The sequence below is a fragment of the Paraburkholderia sp. SOS3 genome, assembly GCF_001922345.1.
In the GTDB taxonomy this organism is placed as follows: Bacteria; Pseudomonadota; Gammaproteobacteria; order Burkholderiales; family Burkholderiaceae; genus Paraburkholderia.
Map to the genome: position 1 here is coordinate 965,330 of NZ_CP018811.1, position 15,883 is coordinate 981,212.

Below are 15,883 nucleotides of genomic sequence, written 5' to 3' on the forward strand. Positions count from 1 at the left end.
CCGGCGCTTCATGCCGTGACTTCATGCCGCACCCGATCGCAGGACGCGCGGTGGAAATGCGACGAGCAGCAGGGCCGCACCGCACGCGATGACGGCGCCGAGCACGACGAGCCCGATGCCGAAACCTTGCGGGCCCTTGCTCATCCAGCCGAGCGCCGCGGTGCTGAGCGCGCCGCCCAGCGAACCGATCACATTGACGAGCGCGATGCCCGCCGCGGCGGTTTCGCGAGGAAGATAAGTGGGCGGTATCGACCAGAACACCGCGAGGCACGAGTAATGTCCGGCCGATGCGACGGCGAGCAGCGCGAGCGCGACGGTCGTATCGCCGCGGAAATGCGGCAGCAGCGCAAGCGCGCCGGCCGCCGCGAATAGCGCGAGGGCCGCGTGCCAGCGGCGCTCGAGCGTGCGATCGGAATGGCGGCCGACGGCCAGCATCACGACGATACCGACGAGCGCCGGAATCGCCGCGAGCACACCGATGTTGGCAACCTGCGCGATGCCCGAATTGCGGATCACGACCGGCGCCCAGAACGCGAGCGTGTTGCCGAGCGAAAAGCTGCACGCGAATGTGAACCCCGCGCAGAACACGCGCGGATCGCGCGCGATCACTCGCAATGCCGAAGCTTTTGCCTGATGCGCGACGCGGCGTGTCTTCTGCGCATCGTCGGCGGCCAGTTGCGCGAGCACGAAGGCCTGTTCGCTTGCGTCGAGCCATGCCGCCTGCTGCGGCCGGTCGCTGAGCGCGAAATAGACGATCACGCCGAACAGCACCGAGGGCAGCCCTTCGAGCATGAAGAGCCACTGCCAGCCGCGCAGTCCAAGGTCGCCGCCGAACGCATGCATGATCCAGCCCGACAGTGGGGTACCCACGATCGCCGCGATCGGGATGCTCAGATAGAAAATCGACGTCATGCGCGCACGGCGCCGCGCGGGAAACCAGTAGCTCAGATACAGAAAGATGCCTGGAGTGAAGCCTGCTTCGGCGACGCCGATCAGAAAACGCACGATGTAAAACTGCATCGGTGTGCGCACGAACATCGTCATCGTCGAGAGCACCCCCCATGCGACCATGATGCGCAGAAAAGTCTTACGCACGCCGATGCGGTCGAGTAACAGATTGCTCGGGATTTCGAACAGCACGTAGCCGACGAACAGCAGCCCGGCGCCGAGCCCGTAAGCCGCATCGCTGAAGCCGAGGTCCGATTTGAACTGCAGTTGCGCGATGCCGATGTTGATGCGGTCGAGATAGTTGAGGATGTAGCAGAACACGAGCAGCGGCAGAATCCGCCATGCGATCTTGCGATAGATCGCGCGCTCGCGCCGTGCGTCGGCGGATGAGCCGGCAATGTCCGTGGAAGAAGGCACGGACGGCGATACGATGCGGGAGTTCATGTTGGCTTGTCTCCGTTGTTTGACTTTGGCGCTTACCGCGTGTGGCGTCGCGTTTGCGCGTGACCGTCTATGAGCGCGTCGGGGAGCGGGCAGTGGTCCGTCATCGGGTTGCGAGTTGCTGTGGTTCGCGCGAATGCGACCCGTGCGAATGCGCTTGCGCCTCATTGATGAGCGGCTCGCCGCGGCTGAAACGTGCAAGGTTGTCGAGCCAGATGCGGCCGACCGCCGCGTAATGGCTGTCCGCGTGTCCCGCCGTGTGCGGGGTGACCAGTACGTTCGGCAGATCCCATAGCGGCGAGGCCGCGTCGAGCGGCTCGTGCTCGAACACATCGAGATATGCGCCGGCGACAGTGCCCGCGCGCAGTGCCGCGATCAGATCGGCTTCGACGACCACTTCGCCGCGTGCGACGTTGATCAGATGCGCGCCAGGCCGTAGCAGCTGCAGGCGACGCGCGTCGATAAGCCGCGCAGTCAACGGCGAAAGCGGGCAGGCGAGGATCAGCCAGTCGGTCTCGGGCAACGCGCTGTCGATCTCGGCGAATACGATGCTGCGATAGGCCGTCGCTTCGTTTTCGGTCAGGCGGCCACTACTGCTTGCCGGGAGTTCGCGACGCACGACGCTCACGTTCATTTCGAGCGCATCGAGCAGCTTCGCGAGCCGCTGGCCGATCGCGCCATAGCCGACGATCAGTGCGTTCTGGCCCGCGAGATCGCGCGGTGTGTCGTCGTCGAGCAGCGGTTTCCATGCGTGCTCGCGTTGCGCGGCCTGCAGTCGCGGCAGACGCCGCGCGAGCGAGAGCAGGCCGGCGAGCGCCGAGTGCGCAACGGGGCGCGCATTCGCACCGGCCGACGTCGTGACGCGCACGCCGCGTCGCAGCAATTCCGGATAGATCGGCCGGTCGAGGCCGGCTGAATGCGCGTGTACCCAGCGCAAACCCGGCGAGGCAAGCAACGCGTCGTAGAAGTGCTGCGTGTCGGCGGTTACGACGGCTTTTGTCGAGCGGCCCGTCACGTCGCGGCTGATCAATGCGGCGATTGGCGCGACGGGGGCAACCGGTGTGGCTTTCGCACCATCGGGCGCGCCGTCTGCGCGCGCCGGACCCGCGCCTACGATGTCGTCGGGTGTAACGATCCGGTAGGGTGCCGCATGCAGCGTCTTTGCAATGGCATCGCCGAAATGCTGTGCGGCGTAGCGGGAAAGCAGAATGTCCAAGGGGCGCTTCGTCTCCATGATGTTCAAATGCTGTTTTGTCGTTATTGTTTTGCGTGGCCGACGCGTGCGGCTATCTCGTTAAGGAAAAGCGCAAGTGCGAACGGCTTATTCTGACGCCATCCAGCGCGCGTGCTGATCTCTTTGGTGAACGCACCGTTTCCATCTGGTTAACGCTCGCCGTGTCGTGCCGCCGTACCATGAGGTCGCGCGCCGCCCCGGTGGATACGGCTTTGAAACGTCGCGCTGCTCGCAGACACAACAGACACGACCGCCATGACGAAACCTTGCCTCGGACCCTTGCCGACGCCAGTTGCCCGGCCAATCCCGATGCCGCCGCATGCCTGCGATTGCCATGCGCACGTATTCGGCCCGTACGCGCGCTTTGCACTTGCCGACGAGCGCAGCTACACGCCGCCGGAAAACCCCGCGGACCGCTTTATCGCGCATCTCGACGGCCTCGGCTTCGAGCGCGGCGTGCTCGTGACAGCGAGCGTGTACGGGACGGACAACGCGTCGCTCGTCGATGCACTGCAGCGCTTTCCCGCGCGTTTGCGCGGCGTTGCGGTGCTTGGTGCGGATACGCCGGAAGCGGAACTCGACGTCCTGACCGAGCACGGCGTGCGCGCGGCGCGTTTCAATCTGTTTCGCCGCGACGGGCAGGCGGTTTACCGCAACGGCGCGGGACTCGACGCATTGCGCGCGTTGGCGCCAAAGCTTGCCGCGCGCGGCTGGCATGCGCAGATCTGGGTTCACGCGCCCGATCTGCCCGAGCTCGAACCGCTGTTACGCGCACTCTCGATCGGCCTTGTGATCGACCACATGGGGCGCATGAGCGTCGCGAACGGCACCGCCGACGCAGGCTTCCAGCGCCTTATCGCGATGCTCGCCGATGGCGTGGCCTGGACGAAGATGTCGGGCGCCGATCGCGTCAGCGCGCAGGGAGCGCCTTACGACGACGTCGCGCCGTTCTTCGATGCGATTCTCGCCGCGAACCCGCAGCAGGCCGTATGGGGCAGCGACTGGCCGCATGTCAACTACTTCGACGCGGCGCGGATGCCCGACGATGCCGTGCTGCTCGAGCGCTTCGCACGCGCGGTGCCGGACGAGTCGTTGCGGCGCGCGATTCTCGTCGACAACCCGGCGCGCCTGTACGGCTTTGCCAGTCGAGGCGACCGGTGAGGTCGTGCCGAGGCGGCTGCCTGGTGGCGCTGAGTGGGGCGCTGAGTGGGGCGCTGAGGTAGGCCCTCAGGCGGTCATGTCGCTTGTGGAGGCGTACCCTGAAGCGCGGCGCGTATCATCGCAAAAGCATCGCAAAAGCATCGCAAAAGCATCGCAAAAGCGACGGCGCGTCCCACGCGCGGCCACGTATTTTTACGACTGATAGCGCATCACATGAAAATGGATTTGTTGGGCTTGCAGATGCTCGTCTCGGCGATCGAATCGAAGAGCCTGTCGAAGGCGGCCGAGCGCGAGAATCTGGCGACGTCGGCGGCCAGCAAGCGCATTGCCGAACTCGAGCGGCGTCTGGGCGCCGTGCTGCTCTTGCGGCATGCACGCGGCGTCGAGCCGACCCCTGCCGGCGCTGCGCTTTATCACCGTGCGAAGGCGATTCTGCGCAGCGTCGAGCTAGCGCAGAACAACGTTGCCGAATTTGGTGCGGGCGGCATGCCGAAGATACGTCTGGCCGCGAACCGCTCGTCGATCATTCAATACCTGCCGCAAGTGCTGAGCCGCTATTTCGCGAGCGAACCGGGCGCGCAGATCGACTTGCAGGAACGGTATAGCTACGACATTCCGCGGCTCGTGACCGACGCCGAAGCGGACCTCGGCATTTACCATGCGCTGACGCCGGCGCCCGGCGTTCACTCGCTGCCATACCGGCAGGATCGCGTCGCGCTGGTCGTGCCGCTCGATCATCCGCTTGCGCGTCTCGACGAGACGACGCTTGAGTCGGCGAAGGACTACCCGTTCGTCGGTTACTTTCCGCGTCACTCGTACGAGGCGTTTTTATCGCTTGCCGAAGCGAGCTTGTCGCAGCCGTTGAATGTGCGCATCGAGGTGTCGGATTACGAAGCGCGTTGCCGGCTGATTCGCGAGCAGATCGGCATCGGTATCATGCCGGAGCTGATCGCCGCCACGTATCTTTCGCGCTATGGGTTAAAGGCGATTCGCCTGCTTGACGACTGGGCGTGCCGGCAGTTCTATATCTGCATGTCGGCGACTGAGCGCAGCGCGCTTCGGCCCGCCATTGCGGCGTTTGTCGATCAGTTGCTGGCGGCCTGAGCCGAGCGCATGGTCTGCGATTCTCGCTAGCTATGGCTATCGACCCATGCCTCGGCCCATTCGAGGCCGACGGTTTCCGCTTCTTCTTCGGTGTTGACATGCGCAAGAATGCCGGACGCTTCGACGACCTTCGCGCCGGATGTGATCGTGCCGCTTGCCGCATAACCATCCTGCTGGCGGATCGCATGACCCCAGATCGAATAGCCCTTGTAGTACCGCGCTTGCATTAGCGCGTGACCTGAGCCGTCGCGCCGCCGGTGCCGACGCGCAACACATTGCCTTCCGGCGTGACGATGCGCGGAATGTCCTCGAAGTGCGAGAGGTCGTGCTTTGGCGCCGGGACTTCGTTGTGCTTGAGACGGCTCGCATCGATGGCGGGTGTCGTTGCGTGATGCGTGCCTTCGTTTGCGGCCGGGTTTCGAGGCTGACTCGCCGCTTCGTGCGAGCCTTGCGGTGAACCCTGTTGCAAACTGCGCTGCGCAGTTTGATGTTGATGCGGCGCCGACGCACTGCGATGCGCGAGCACCTTCCGGCGATGCGGCGTCGCCGCGCTCTTGCCGATCAGATGCGCGCCTCGCCGCGCTTCCGGCGTATGTCCGGCAGGCAGCCGCGCTTCGGGCGGATTCCAGATTTCGATGATGCGTTCGCCGGCAAAAGCAGCGGGCGCGGCAGCGAGCAGCGACGCGGCGAGCAAGCCCGAAGCGAGCATGGCCGGCGAGGACGCCGGAAGGCGAACCGGAGCCAGAAGCAGAGCCCGAAGCACTCGAAGCACGGTGCTCATCGAAAGTCGCAGCATGTCAATCTCCATTCCGCCTACTCCTTTCCGCTCATCCCTTTTGCTGACGCTTCTTGTCAGACTGCTCATCGATCACTGCAACCGCGCATTGCCCATTCAAGCGGCAACTCCCGCTCCGGCCGACGCACGAGCCGTCAAAGCCTGCGCAAAAGTGTCGATCGCGCAACGTATGACCATCGACGCGCCATGAATTGTACGCGGCCGGCCCGGCGGTTCCGACCGACCGGCCGTTTTCGCGTGCATGAAACGTCGGCTCGCCGTCTTTGCCGCGCCGGATCGCACCGTCGACGACGGCGGTGCCGAACGCGGCCCTCAGGCGGGCGACGAGGGCGGCGATTTTGGGCATGGGATGCGGCGCGGGTTTCAAGGCGATGATCGAGCAGGCATCACGGTCAGGCTGCGCATAGAATACTGTATAAATATACAGGTGTCACGCGTTGTCGCGAGGTTGTCGCGAGCGCACGTTGTGCAGGGAAACGGAATTCGTGAGACTGGAGCGCAGTTCGTGAGACTGAAAAGACCGAATTGATGAGACTGCCGGGATTGTCCTCCCGGCCGATCTACGGCAGAGCAGCTGCAAATCAAGGGGCGCCGAGATGCTGTTCCACGACAGCCAGCGCAATGACGAACTCGCGAATGTATGTCGTCCGGTGCCTGAGAGACTCAAATCGACCCGAAGCGGCCTTTCGGGCTCCAGCGTCGAATGTCCGTTTGTGCGTCGAGAGAGTCTTCCGCTACGCCGACATACCAAAATCATTACTGACGTCAAATGCCATTCGTAGCAGTGTGTATGCGGACCGCACTATTCAGATTTCCTCAGCCGTGCCGATATACGCAATATCATCCACTCTTGCAAAATAATGCCATTTCAGCGCGTACGAATTCTGCTGACGTTGTTGATGCTCTTGCCGAGTGGTGTGCAAGCCAGCGCTCATCGTATGGCAGATGACCACGCTGACATCCAGTACGAGCGAAATGAGGTGGTGCCACTTCTGGGACACGATCCGCGCGACCCCTCACTTAGCCGGCAGGAGCGGGGGCGGCTATATCTTCGACTAGGCATTCTTGACTTGAGGTCCCAGCGCTACGCCGACGCTATCGACGATTTCGACCAAGTACTAAGCCGCACGCAGAGCCTCCCCGCGCTTATCGATCGGGCTATCGCGTACACGGCGTTAGGCAAGCTGGACCTGGCAATCGCGAGCTACTCGTCAGCAATTGCTCTCGATCCGCAAGCTGTCATTCCGCTCATTAATCGCGCCGATATTTATGCAAAACGAAAGCAATTCGAACTGGCTGTAGCGGACTATTCATCGGCACTGGCACTACAACCCGATAACGCGAGCGCATATTTTGAGCGCGCCACCGCGCGTCTCGAACTAAGCCTATATGCGCTCGCCGCGGACGACTACGTCGAAGCCGCCCGACAGAGGCCTACAGACGCACCACTGCGATTTCTTGCCGGAATTTCGTACCTTCGCGCCGGACTACTTGATGATGCGATTGCGTCGTTCACCGCCGCGATACAACTCGACCCGGCGTATGCGTCTAACTATACGCAGCGCGGAACAGCCTATATGCGTGCCGGACGTGACGGCGACGCGTTGGCCGACTTCTCAACGGCTATCCGACTGGATGCCAAAGAGGTCGACGCGCGCTTGCTGCGCGCGGAAGAATTCGAAAAATTTAATCAGTTAGGCCTGGCAATTGCCGATTACACGGCGACTCTTGCTCTAACATCGCATCCGGAACGCGTCTATATCTACCGTGCTGACGATTTGACCGAAATTGGTCAAGATGTCGCTGCTCAGCGTGACTATGACCGCGCGAGCCGAATTGCTCCGGATGATCTGCATCTACGCATTGGGAGAATGCGATTCTGGTTCTACCAAGGTGAGTATTGGAAGGCAATTCAGGACGCGAATCGTTGGCTGGAACTTGCGCATCTCAATAATAGCGGAGGCGATGAGCAAGAACCTTATGTGCTCGCTTGGCGGCACATGTCAACTGCGAGACTTAGGCTCAATGACAATCTTGCGGCGGCAGCGAATTACCTGGACAAGAGGGCTTGGCCCTACCCAGTCATCGCCTACTACCTAGGTGAAATCGATGCACAGCAACTACTGATCGAAGCGAACGTCGGTGATCAGGAGGGGCTTGCCGGGCGGCAGTGCGAGGCCTATTCCTATCTGGGTGAGTCATATATGGCGCGCCGTCAGAATGGTGATGCAAAACGAGCCTTCGAAGGAGCCATATCGATCTGCCCTACGACGTCTGTCGAACGTATTTTGGCTAAACGGGAATTGGCGAATTTCGCAAAATCCAAAAATATTAACCGTTAATCTTTCTGGCTTGATGCAGGCCGGAAATGTATTGTCCGCAATACGCACACAAAGAGACGCTCGCAGTTTCACGTGAACGCCTGCTTCTGGCCGCACCCGGCCTTTCAGCATCTGGCGCAACGCGGGCGCTGGGCGCTCTCACACTTCGGCACATCCAACGGATTCGCGTCACCAATCCGGTGAGTCCAGTTTATTCGCTCCCACGTCATCTGACGCGTGACCGCATTCGTTAGCAAGACCTTGATTTGTAATGAAGCCTGGTCCAACCAATACCGTTGCCCTGCAGTTGCGCGGGCGGCGGCTGTGCCGCGCGCCGTGTCAAGAGGTCATCGGCGAAAGCGGCGACGGAGAAGCCGGGCAGGCAGTCAAAGCCGGCAAGCACGGAATGCGCAGAGTGCGCGGCAAACGCGTGCGCGGATCAAATCGGCTGCTGGTTCGCACGTACCTCACTGGGCCGAAGCCGGCGGTCCCATCCGGTACTGTTGCTGCCACATCATGTTGTTCATCATTTCCTGCTGCATATGAAGATACTGGTCGGTCATGTATTGACGCTTGCGCAACTGTTCGGGCGTCATCTGCGAGTAGTAGCCGCCCATATGCCCCCAGCCGCCGCCGCAACAGCCGGGACCGGCGCCTCCCATCATGCCGGGACCCATCCGGCCGTAGCCCATCATTCCGGGGCCCCACATGCCGTGCATCGTGCGCATCGCACTCTGCATGGTTTCCCAGTGCTGCTGCAGAAGCTTCTGACGTTCCTGGGGATCCTGAGTGTTGCGGATCTTGTCCATCTGCGCCTGCATGACCTTCATCTGCTCCTGAAACTGAGCCAGATTCTTATCGAACGCGGCCGTATCCGGGCTTTGCTGGCTGGAACTGCCTTGAGAACCAGTCGCGTCCTTCGATGCAGCAAGCAGCACGGGCGAAGTCAGGGCGGTGAAAAGTGCGAGGATAAACACGAATTTTTTCATGTGGCCTCCTGATGCGTTGCGTGTGACGAGCGACGGGTTCGTCGCTGATTGCAGCTTATTCGCGGGCTCGAACTCTGGCTTGACATGCATCAAGCGGAGCAAACCGCGAATTCTGCTTCCCGGACGCCGCCGCCGATTCACGCGCACCAGGTACGAGAGTTCGGGCATTCATGTGCCCTCGCCGAGCGTGTGGAACAGTTCGTCCTCCTGCGCACAATGCAGACGGACGATGGCATCGAGTCCGTACAGCAGCCGCTGCAATTCGCGTACGGCAGCGGCATCGGGGCCTTCGGGGCGAATGTCCCCGGTCATGTGCCCAAGCAACCGCGCGATCCGGAATATCTCGCGATGCGTTGCGCTCATTGCGGCCATCGGATCGTCGCCGCCCACCAGACGCGCCAGGTCGGGATACACCTGCAGATCGTCGCGTCGTTCATGCGGCACGAGCCGAAGCTCGAGCAGTTCGTTCAAGCGCGCGAGTGCGCCCGCGACCGAGGTGGCGGGCAAGCGCGGCAACGCGTCCGCCAGTTCCCTGATTTGCTCCATCACGGGACCGAGCTCGACATGCTCGCGTTTCAAACGGTCTGCATCGCTACCGGAAAGGCGGGCCGCCTTATTGGCCGGTTGTATCCGCAAGGCGCGCAACGCATTCGCGATGACTGCCACGTCGATGACCTCCTGAATGATCGCTCCGAGGAGAGGAGGCAGAAACCCGAACGCCGCGACCCCCATCGCCGCACACGAGAGAACCATGCCTGCGATCACGCTCTGAAGCGCGATTCGTCTCGTTCGGCGGGCTACCCGCAAACCATCGACGAGCCGATCCAGCCGGTCGACGAGCAGCACCACGTCGGCTGCCTCCGACGATGCCGCCGCGCCGCGCGCGCCCATCGCGACGCCGACATCGGCAGCCGCGAGCGCGGGCGCGTCGTTCACGCCATCGCCGATCATGATGACCGTGCCGTCGCGCCGCGCCGCCCGGATCGCTTCGAGCTTGTCCGATGGCGTCTGTTCCGGCCGCACTTCGGTCAGGCCGAGCGTCGCGCCGATGGTCTCGGCCACGTCGCGTCTGTCGCCCGTCAGCATGATCAGGCGCCGGATGCCTTCGTGCCGTAACAGGCGCAGCGCGCGCGGCGTCTCGAGGCGGATCTGGTCGGCCATCTGCAGCGCACCCGCGATCGCGCCGTCCACGCCGACGAATACGGCGGAGGCACCCTCGTACGCCACGCGTTGAAGAAACGCCGCGCTCCATGAGGCAGGGGACGCGTGTGCCGATACATAGGCAAACGAACCCATTGCGACAGCATGGCCTTCGACCTCGCCGCGCACGCCTGCGCCCGGCTGCTCGTCGACGTGGGCCGGCGCCGACAGTGCGAGATTGCGCTCGCGTGCGGCCGTCACGACCGCTTCGGAAATGGCATGCGCGGACGCCTGCCCCAGAGACGCCGCGTAGCGCAACACGGTGCTTTGCGACACGTCCGGTCCGGTTTCGATCGAAACGAGCCGCGCGCGTCCGCTCGTCAGCGTTCCCGTCTTGTCGAAGAACAGCACCTCGGCGCGCGCCAGTCTTTCCAGCGCGCCGCCGCCCTTGATCAGCACCCCGCGTCGCGCGCAGCGCGACATGCCCGACACCACGGCGACAGGCACCGCAAGAATCAGCGGGCACGGCGTGGCCACCACGAGCACCGCGAGCGCGCGATTCACGTCGCCGGTGACGAGCCAGCTTCCTGCGGCCAGCACCAGCGCGGCCAGCACGAAAAACAGCGCGTAGCGGTCGGCAAGACGCACGGCGGGGCTGCGCTCCTGTTGCGCGGACCTCACCATGCGGACGATGGCGGCGAATGTGCTATCGGCGGCGCGCGCGGCGGCGATCATCTCGAACGCAGCACCGGCGTTGACGACGCCGCTCTTCACCGATTCGCCGGACGACCGGAGCTGAACGGCCGACTCGCCGGTCAGCGACGATTCGTCGAGTTGCGCGTGGCCCGCCAGCGAACCATCGACCGGCACGAACTCCCCGCTGCGCACCAGCAGACGGTCGCCGGGACGCACGACGTCCAGCGCGACCGTGCGCCACTCGCCGGCCTCGAAGCGGTTGGCATAACGCGGCGCGCGGTTCAGCAGCGCGGTCATCTCGCGACGCGCCCGCTCCTGGGCGTACCGTTCCAGCGTCCGGCCACTCGCAAGCATCAGCGAGATCACCGCCGCCGTCAGAAATTCGCCGAGGCCCAGTGCAAAACCAATGGCAAGCAGGGCGAGCACGTCGACGCCCGCTTCACGCCGGCGCAACGCTTGAACGATCGATATCGACAGCGCCAGCAGGACCGGCAATGCGCCGGCTGCCCATAGCAGATCGGCGATCGCGCGCTCGCCGAGCGTGGCCAACGCGAGTCCGATCAGCAGACTGCCTGCCGAGACGAGCAGCAACGCGAGATCGACCGAGGGTAAGCGACGTGCCATGAACCAGTTTACGAACCCGGCCCGCGCTATCGCTTGACGCGCATCAAACAGGCGGTGTTCCGGCGAAGTCGAGATGAAGCGGCGGTCACCCGTCGCCGGAAGCCGGCTGCGATTTGCCCTCGTGCGCGGCAAGCATGGCTTGCCATTCGCGCCAGACGACGATCAGCGTCGCCATCACGAGCGGGCCGACAAAAAGACCGATCAGACCGAACGCCGCGATGCCGCCGAAGATGCCGAAGATAACGAGCAGAAACGGCAGTTTCGAGGTGCTGCTGATCACGAGCGGCCGGATGATATTGTCGATCCAGCTCACCGCGAGCATGCCCCACAAAAGCAGCCCGATGCCCGCCCACAACTGCCCGTCGATGATCAGCGACACGCCGACCGGCACCCAGATGAACGGCGAGCCGAACGGCAGCAGCGCCGCCGCGGCGGTCAACATGGCGAGCAGCAGCGGCGCGCCGACGCCCGCGGCCCAGTATCCGACGCCGGCGAGCGCGCCCTGGGCACAGGCCGTCAGCACGGTCCCGAAGACAACCGAGCGGCACACCTCGCCGATCGCGGCGAGATAAGCGTCGAGCCGGGCGCCGAGATACGGTTTTAACGCGTGCCGCACCTGCCCGAGCATCGTCTCGCCATCGCGATAGGCGAAGAACAGCGTGAGCACTGCAAATCCGAGCTTCACGGCGTTTCGGCTGACACTGCCCGCGACCTGCACCGCCTCCTTGCTCCATAGCGCGAATTGCGCCTGCCAGCTGGAGGGGTCTTGCGCGAGGCTGTCCCGCAGAGCCTGCAAAGTCGGGCCGAACCACGGAATCGAAGCTAACGCGCGGTCGTTCTGCGCGAGCCATGCCGTGCACGCGCGATAAAACGCCGTGGCCTCGCGCATCAGCGGTACGGAAAGCAACAGCATGGGCACGAGCAGGCCGATCGCGAAGGTCGCCGTGACCAGCAAGGCCGCGCACGAGCGGCGGTTGCCCGCTGCGATTCTCACGCGCTCGTAGATCGGCCACGTCAGGTACGCGATGATGCAGGCCCACGCCACCGGAACCAGGAACGGACGCAGCACGATACCGCCGAGCACGACGAGGCCCCCGAAAAGCACCGCGAGCACGGCCTGCTTACCGATCGGTGTAGTCATGTGTTTTCCGTGCCGGCAGCACGCTTCGTGGTATGTCCGGCAGGGCGACGCTGCAAGCGGTAGATCAGATTGCGCCGCACGAGATACTTCTCGAATTCGACGAGCACGAATACGACCATCGACAAGGCCAGCGTGATGGCGAGTTCGGCGGGATCGAGCGCGGTCGTGTCGAGCAGCGCGCTGAGCGGCGGAACATAGATGGCTGCCATTTGCAGCGCGACCGTCAGCGCGACCGCGCCGAGCAGCGGAAGATTCGAGCGCAATCCTTGCGCGAACAACGATTCGCGCTCGGAACGGATCGCGAGCACGTGACCGAGCTGCGAGAAGGCAAGCACCGTGAACGTCATCGTCTGCCATTCGGCGAGGCCGGCGTCGAGGGCCCACGCTTGCGTTGCGAGCGTGAGCGCCGCCATCGCCAGACCGACCCACACGATGTGCTGCCACATGCCATGAGCGAATACGCCTTCGTCGGGCGGGCGCGGACGCCGCTGCATGATCGTCGGCTCGGCCGGCTCCGCGGCGAGCGTGAGGCCGGGCAAGCCATCGGTGAGCAGGTTGATCCACAGGATATGAATCGGCAGCAGCGGCACGGGCAAGCCGAACAGCGGGGACGCCGCGACCACGCAGATTTCGGCCGCGTTGCAGGTCAGCACGTAGCGCAGGAATTTCCGGATGTTGTCGAAGATTCGCCGGCCTTCCTGAACCGCGGCCACGATGGTCGTGAAGTCGTCATCGAGCAGCACGAGGCTCGCGGCCTCGCGCGCGACGTCGGTGCCGGTCTTGCCCATTGCCACGCCGATATCGGCGCGCGCGAGGGCGGGCGCATCGTTGACGCCGTCGCCGGTCATCGCAACGTAGTGGCCGCGCTTCTGGATCGCTTCGACGATGCGAATTTTCTGTGCCGGGTCGAGCCGCGCAAAAACCTTGACGTGCCCGATCCGCGCAGCGAGTTCGTCGTCCGTCAGTGCGGCGAGCTCGCGCCCCGTCATCGCCGTGTCCGCGCTGCCGAGCATGCCGAGCGAGCGTGCGATCGCTTCGGCCGTGACCGGATGATCGCCCGTGATCATGACCGGCGTGATGCCGGCCGACAGGCAGGTCGCGATCGCAGCGGCCGCGCCGGGCCGCAGTGGGTCGCGCATGCCGACGAAGCCGAGCAAGGTCAGGCCGCGTTCGACCTCGTCCGGCGCGCTGCCGGCCGCGGGCAGCGACGGCCATGCGCGCCGCGCGAGCGCGAGCACGCGCAGTCCGTTCGCGGCCATTGCGGCCGCCACGGCGAGCCACGCCGCGCGGTCGAACGGTGCGTCGGCGCCGGCGCTGGCCGCAACGTTGCCATCGTCGCTTGCGATCGACGTGCATCGCTCGACAATGGCCTCCGGCGCGCCCTTCGTATACGCGACGAAGCCGTTTTCCGCCGTGCGATGAATCGTCGTCATCCGCTTGCGCTCCGGGTCGAACGCGAACTCCATGCATCGAGGCGTCGATGCCTCGATGCTGCGCCGGTCGAAGCCCGCATCGGCGGCCGCGCGCCATAGCGCGACTTCGGTCGGATCGCCGGCAGGCGCGCCGCGCGCGTCGCCTTCGGCGTCGTTGCTGAGCGCGGCGGCTGCCAGCAGCGGCGCGGTCGTGGTGCTGCACGGGTGAAGCTCGACCACGCGCATCTCGTTGCACGTCAGCGTGCCCGTCTTGTCGGTGCAGATGTAGCTGACCGAACCCAGGGTTTCGACGGCAGGCAGTCTGCGCACGAGCGCGTTGCGCCGAGCCATGTTACGCGCCCCGAGCGCGAGCATGACCGTGACGACGGCCGGCAGCGCTTCGGGAATGGCGGCAACGGCAAGGCTCATCGCCGTCAGCAGCATCAGCAGCGTCGCTTCGCCGCGTAGCACGCCCGCGGCAAAGATTGCCGCGCACACCACGAGGATGCCGATCGCGAGCTGGCGCCCGAACCTCGCAAGACGCGTCTGCAGCGGCGTTGCGACGGCGGGCACCTGGGCGAGCAGCGCCGCGATATGCCCCAGTTGCGTATCCATGCCGGTCGCCACCACGATGGCACACGCGCGTCCATAGGTGACGATCGAGCCTTTGAAGGCCATATTCGTGTGATCGGCGAACGGCAGTCCCGCATCGTCGAGCGCCGCGACGTTCTTTTCCACCGGAATCGCTTCGCCGGTCAGCGCGGCTTCGCTGACTCTCAGTTGCGGCGCCTCGATCAGGCGCACGTCGGCCGGCACGGCGTTGCCGGCCTCGAGCAGGATCACGTCGCCCGGCACGACCGCTGCGGCGCGAACCGTCGAGCGCTTGCCGTCGCGGACGACGACCGCGTGCAGCGCGGCAAGGCGCTTGAGTTCGAGCATCGCGCGTTCGGCGCGAAAGTCCTGAACGAAGCCGATTGCCGCATTCAGCACCACGATCGCGACGATCACGATCGCGTCTTCGACGTCTCCGAGCAGGCCCGACAGAACCGCGACCGCGATGAGCACGAGAATCATGAAGTCGCGAAACTGGGCGGCGAACATGGCGACGAGGCTGCGCCGCTTCGCTTCGACGATCTGATTGGGCCCATACCGCTGCAGACGGCGCACCGCCTCCTCGTCGCTGATGCCGTTCGCTGCATCCGACTCGAAATGTCGTGCGACCGCCTCCGCGCTCTGCGTGTGCCAGGGTGTGCTGCTGAGGTTTCCGGTGGCGGACATCGCTGATACGTGTCGGCGCCCGCTTACTGCGGGCGCCGCGGGCAGTTGCTGCAAAGCCGGGTGATGCCCCGGCGAGCAGGATCGTCCCAATAGAAGCGGAGATCGACGCCGCCTGTGCGGGGCACGGCGACCTGTCTTGCTTCGGTAACCTGACGGTCGCGCGCGCTGACCCGGTAGCTGCCCGCGGGCAAGCGGACAAACAGGAACGGCCCATCGGTGCGGACCGCGAGAACCGTGCGTTCGCCGGACGAGATCCGGACATCGACGTCCGACAGATACTGCCCGGTCTTCGACGCAAAGGTGAGACGCAGGTTATACCTCGGCGCGGCCTGACGGAACGCATGCGCCTCGTCCTCGCCCACGCCGCCGGTGATGTAGGTGACGCCATTGCGTTCGACGGGCGCGAGCGGCGTCTGCGCGAACGCGGGAATCGCGGCGAGGAAGCAGCAAACAGCTAACAAGTGGAGGATGCGCATAGCAATGTTCGACATGGAACACTCCGGGCGAGCATTCACGGCCGCCACGGCTACCCGATTGACGGTTCAGCCTCGAAGCACGCGACTCGTGAGCGACACAGGCGCGAAGACCGTACTCGAAG

The 15,883-nt window shown here is 64.4% G+C and carries 13 protein-coding genes; 3 read left to right on the forward strand and 10 right to left on the reverse strand.

Annotation, left to right across the window (positions count from 1 at the left end; all coding sequences use genetic code 11):
- Nucleotides 1-21: 21 nt before the first annotated feature.
- Together BTO02_RS04390 and BTO02_RS04395 are read right to left on the reverse strand one after the other, a co-directional pair.
- Entirely contained in the window at nucleotides 22-1,392 is a 1,371-nt protein-coding gene (locus BTO02_RS04390) for an MFS transporter (RefSeq protein WP_075155999.1), read from the reverse strand.
- Between the two features lie 100 nt (nucleotides 1,393-1,492).
- The gene (locus tag BTO02_RS04395; protein ID WP_232243437.1) at nucleotides 1,493-2,605 is read right to left on the reverse strand and encodes a D-2-hydroxyacid dehydrogenase; all 1,113 of its coding nucleotides are present in this window, start codon (nucleotides 2,603-2,605) and stop codon (nucleotides 1,493-1,495) included.
- A gap of 327 nt (nucleotides 2,606-2,932) precedes the next feature.
- On the opposite strand from BTO02_RS04395, the gene BTO02_RS04400 reads away from it, so the two are divergent.
- Nucleotides 2,933-3,784 carry an amidohydrolase family protein gene (locus BTO02_RS04400; protein ID WP_232243438.1) on the forward strand — a complete coding sequence of 284 codons (852 nt, stop codon included), beginning with the start codon at nucleotides 2,933-2,935 and terminating at the stop codon, nucleotides 3,782-3,784.
- A gap of 213 nt (nucleotides 3,785-3,997) precedes the next feature.
- Nucleotides 3,998-4,888 (forward strand): LysR family transcriptional regulator, encoded by an 891-nt coding sequence (locus BTO02_RS04405; protein WP_075156002.1) that lies wholly within the window; start codon nucleotides 3,998-4,000, stop codon nucleotides 4,886-4,888.
- 26 nt (nucleotides 4,889-4,914) lie between these two features.
- On the opposite strand, the gene BTO02_RS04410 is transcribed toward BTO02_RS04405, so the two are convergent.
- From BTO02_RS04410 to BTO02_RS04420, 3 genes are read right to left on the reverse strand one after another with little or no spacing between them, the layout of a single operon-like run.
- On the reverse strand, nucleotides 4,915-5,115 hold the full coding sequence (locus BTO02_RS04410; RefSeq protein WP_075156003.1) for a hypothetical protein: 201 nt from the start codon (nucleotides 5,113-5,115) through the stop codon (nucleotides 4,915-4,917).
- A complete protein-coding gene (locus tag BTO02_RS04415) occupies nucleotides 5,115-5,684 on the reverse strand; it encodes a hypothetical protein (RefSeq protein ID WP_156883742.1) in 570 nt (189 codons plus the stop codon). The genes BTO02_RS04410 and BTO02_RS04415 overlap by 1 nt, the downstream gene beginning before the upstream one ends.
- A 31-nt stretch (nucleotides 5,685-5,715) precedes the next feature.
- Nucleotides 5,716-6,030, reverse strand: a complete 315-nt coding sequence (locus BTO02_RS04420; RefSeq protein ID WP_075156005.1) for a hypothetical protein — start codon at nucleotides 6,028-6,030, stop codon at nucleotides 5,716-5,718.
- A 592-nt stretch (nucleotides 6,031-6,622) separates the two neighbouring features.
- On the opposite strand from BTO02_RS04420, the gene BTO02_RS04425 reads away from it, so the two are divergent.
- Nucleotides 6,623-8,026: a tetratricopeptide repeat protein gene (locus BTO02_RS04425; protein ID WP_198039185.1), complete on the forward strand. Its 1,404-nt coding sequence runs from the start codon at nucleotides 6,623-6,625 to the stop codon at nucleotides 8,024-8,026.
- Nucleotides 8,027-8,472: 446 nt separating this feature from the next.
- Here the strand turns inward: BTO02_RS04425 and BTO02_RS04430 are convergent, their stop codons facing one another.
- The 5 genes from BTO02_RS04430 to BTO02_RS04450 form a co-directional block, all read right to left on the reverse strand.
- Complete coding sequence (locus BTO02_RS04430; protein WP_075158586.1) at nucleotides 8,473-8,994, reverse strand: hypothetical protein; 522 nt, start codon at nucleotides 8,992-8,994, stop codon at nucleotides 8,473-8,475.
- Between the two features lie 168 nt (nucleotides 8,995-9,162).
- A complete protein-coding gene (locus BTO02_RS04435; protein ID WP_075156007.1) occupies nucleotides 9,163-11,454 on the reverse strand; it encodes a heavy metal translocating P-type ATPase in 2,292 nt (763 codons plus the stop codon).
- 85 nt (nucleotides 11,455-11,539) lie between these two features.
- Nucleotides 11,540-12,595 (reverse strand): AI-2E family transporter, encoded by a 1,056-nt coding sequence (locus tag BTO02_RS04440; RefSeq protein WP_075156008.1) that lies wholly within the window; start codon nucleotides 12,593-12,595, stop codon nucleotides 11,540-11,542.
- Nucleotides 12,592-15,285: a cation-translocating P-type ATPase gene (locus BTO02_RS04445; RefSeq protein WP_075156009.1), complete on the reverse strand. Its 2,694-nt coding sequence runs from the start codon at nucleotides 15,283-15,285 to the stop codon at nucleotides 12,592-12,594. Before BTO02_RS04445 ends, BTO02_RS04440 begins: the two co-directional genes overlap by 4 nt.
- A 23-nt stretch (nucleotides 15,286-15,308) precedes the next feature.
- A complete protein-coding gene (locus tag BTO02_RS04450) occupies nucleotides 15,309-15,776 on the reverse strand; it encodes a hypothetical protein (protein WP_075156010.1) in 468 nt (155 codons plus the stop codon).
- Nucleotides 15,777-15,883: the final 107 nt, after the last annotated feature.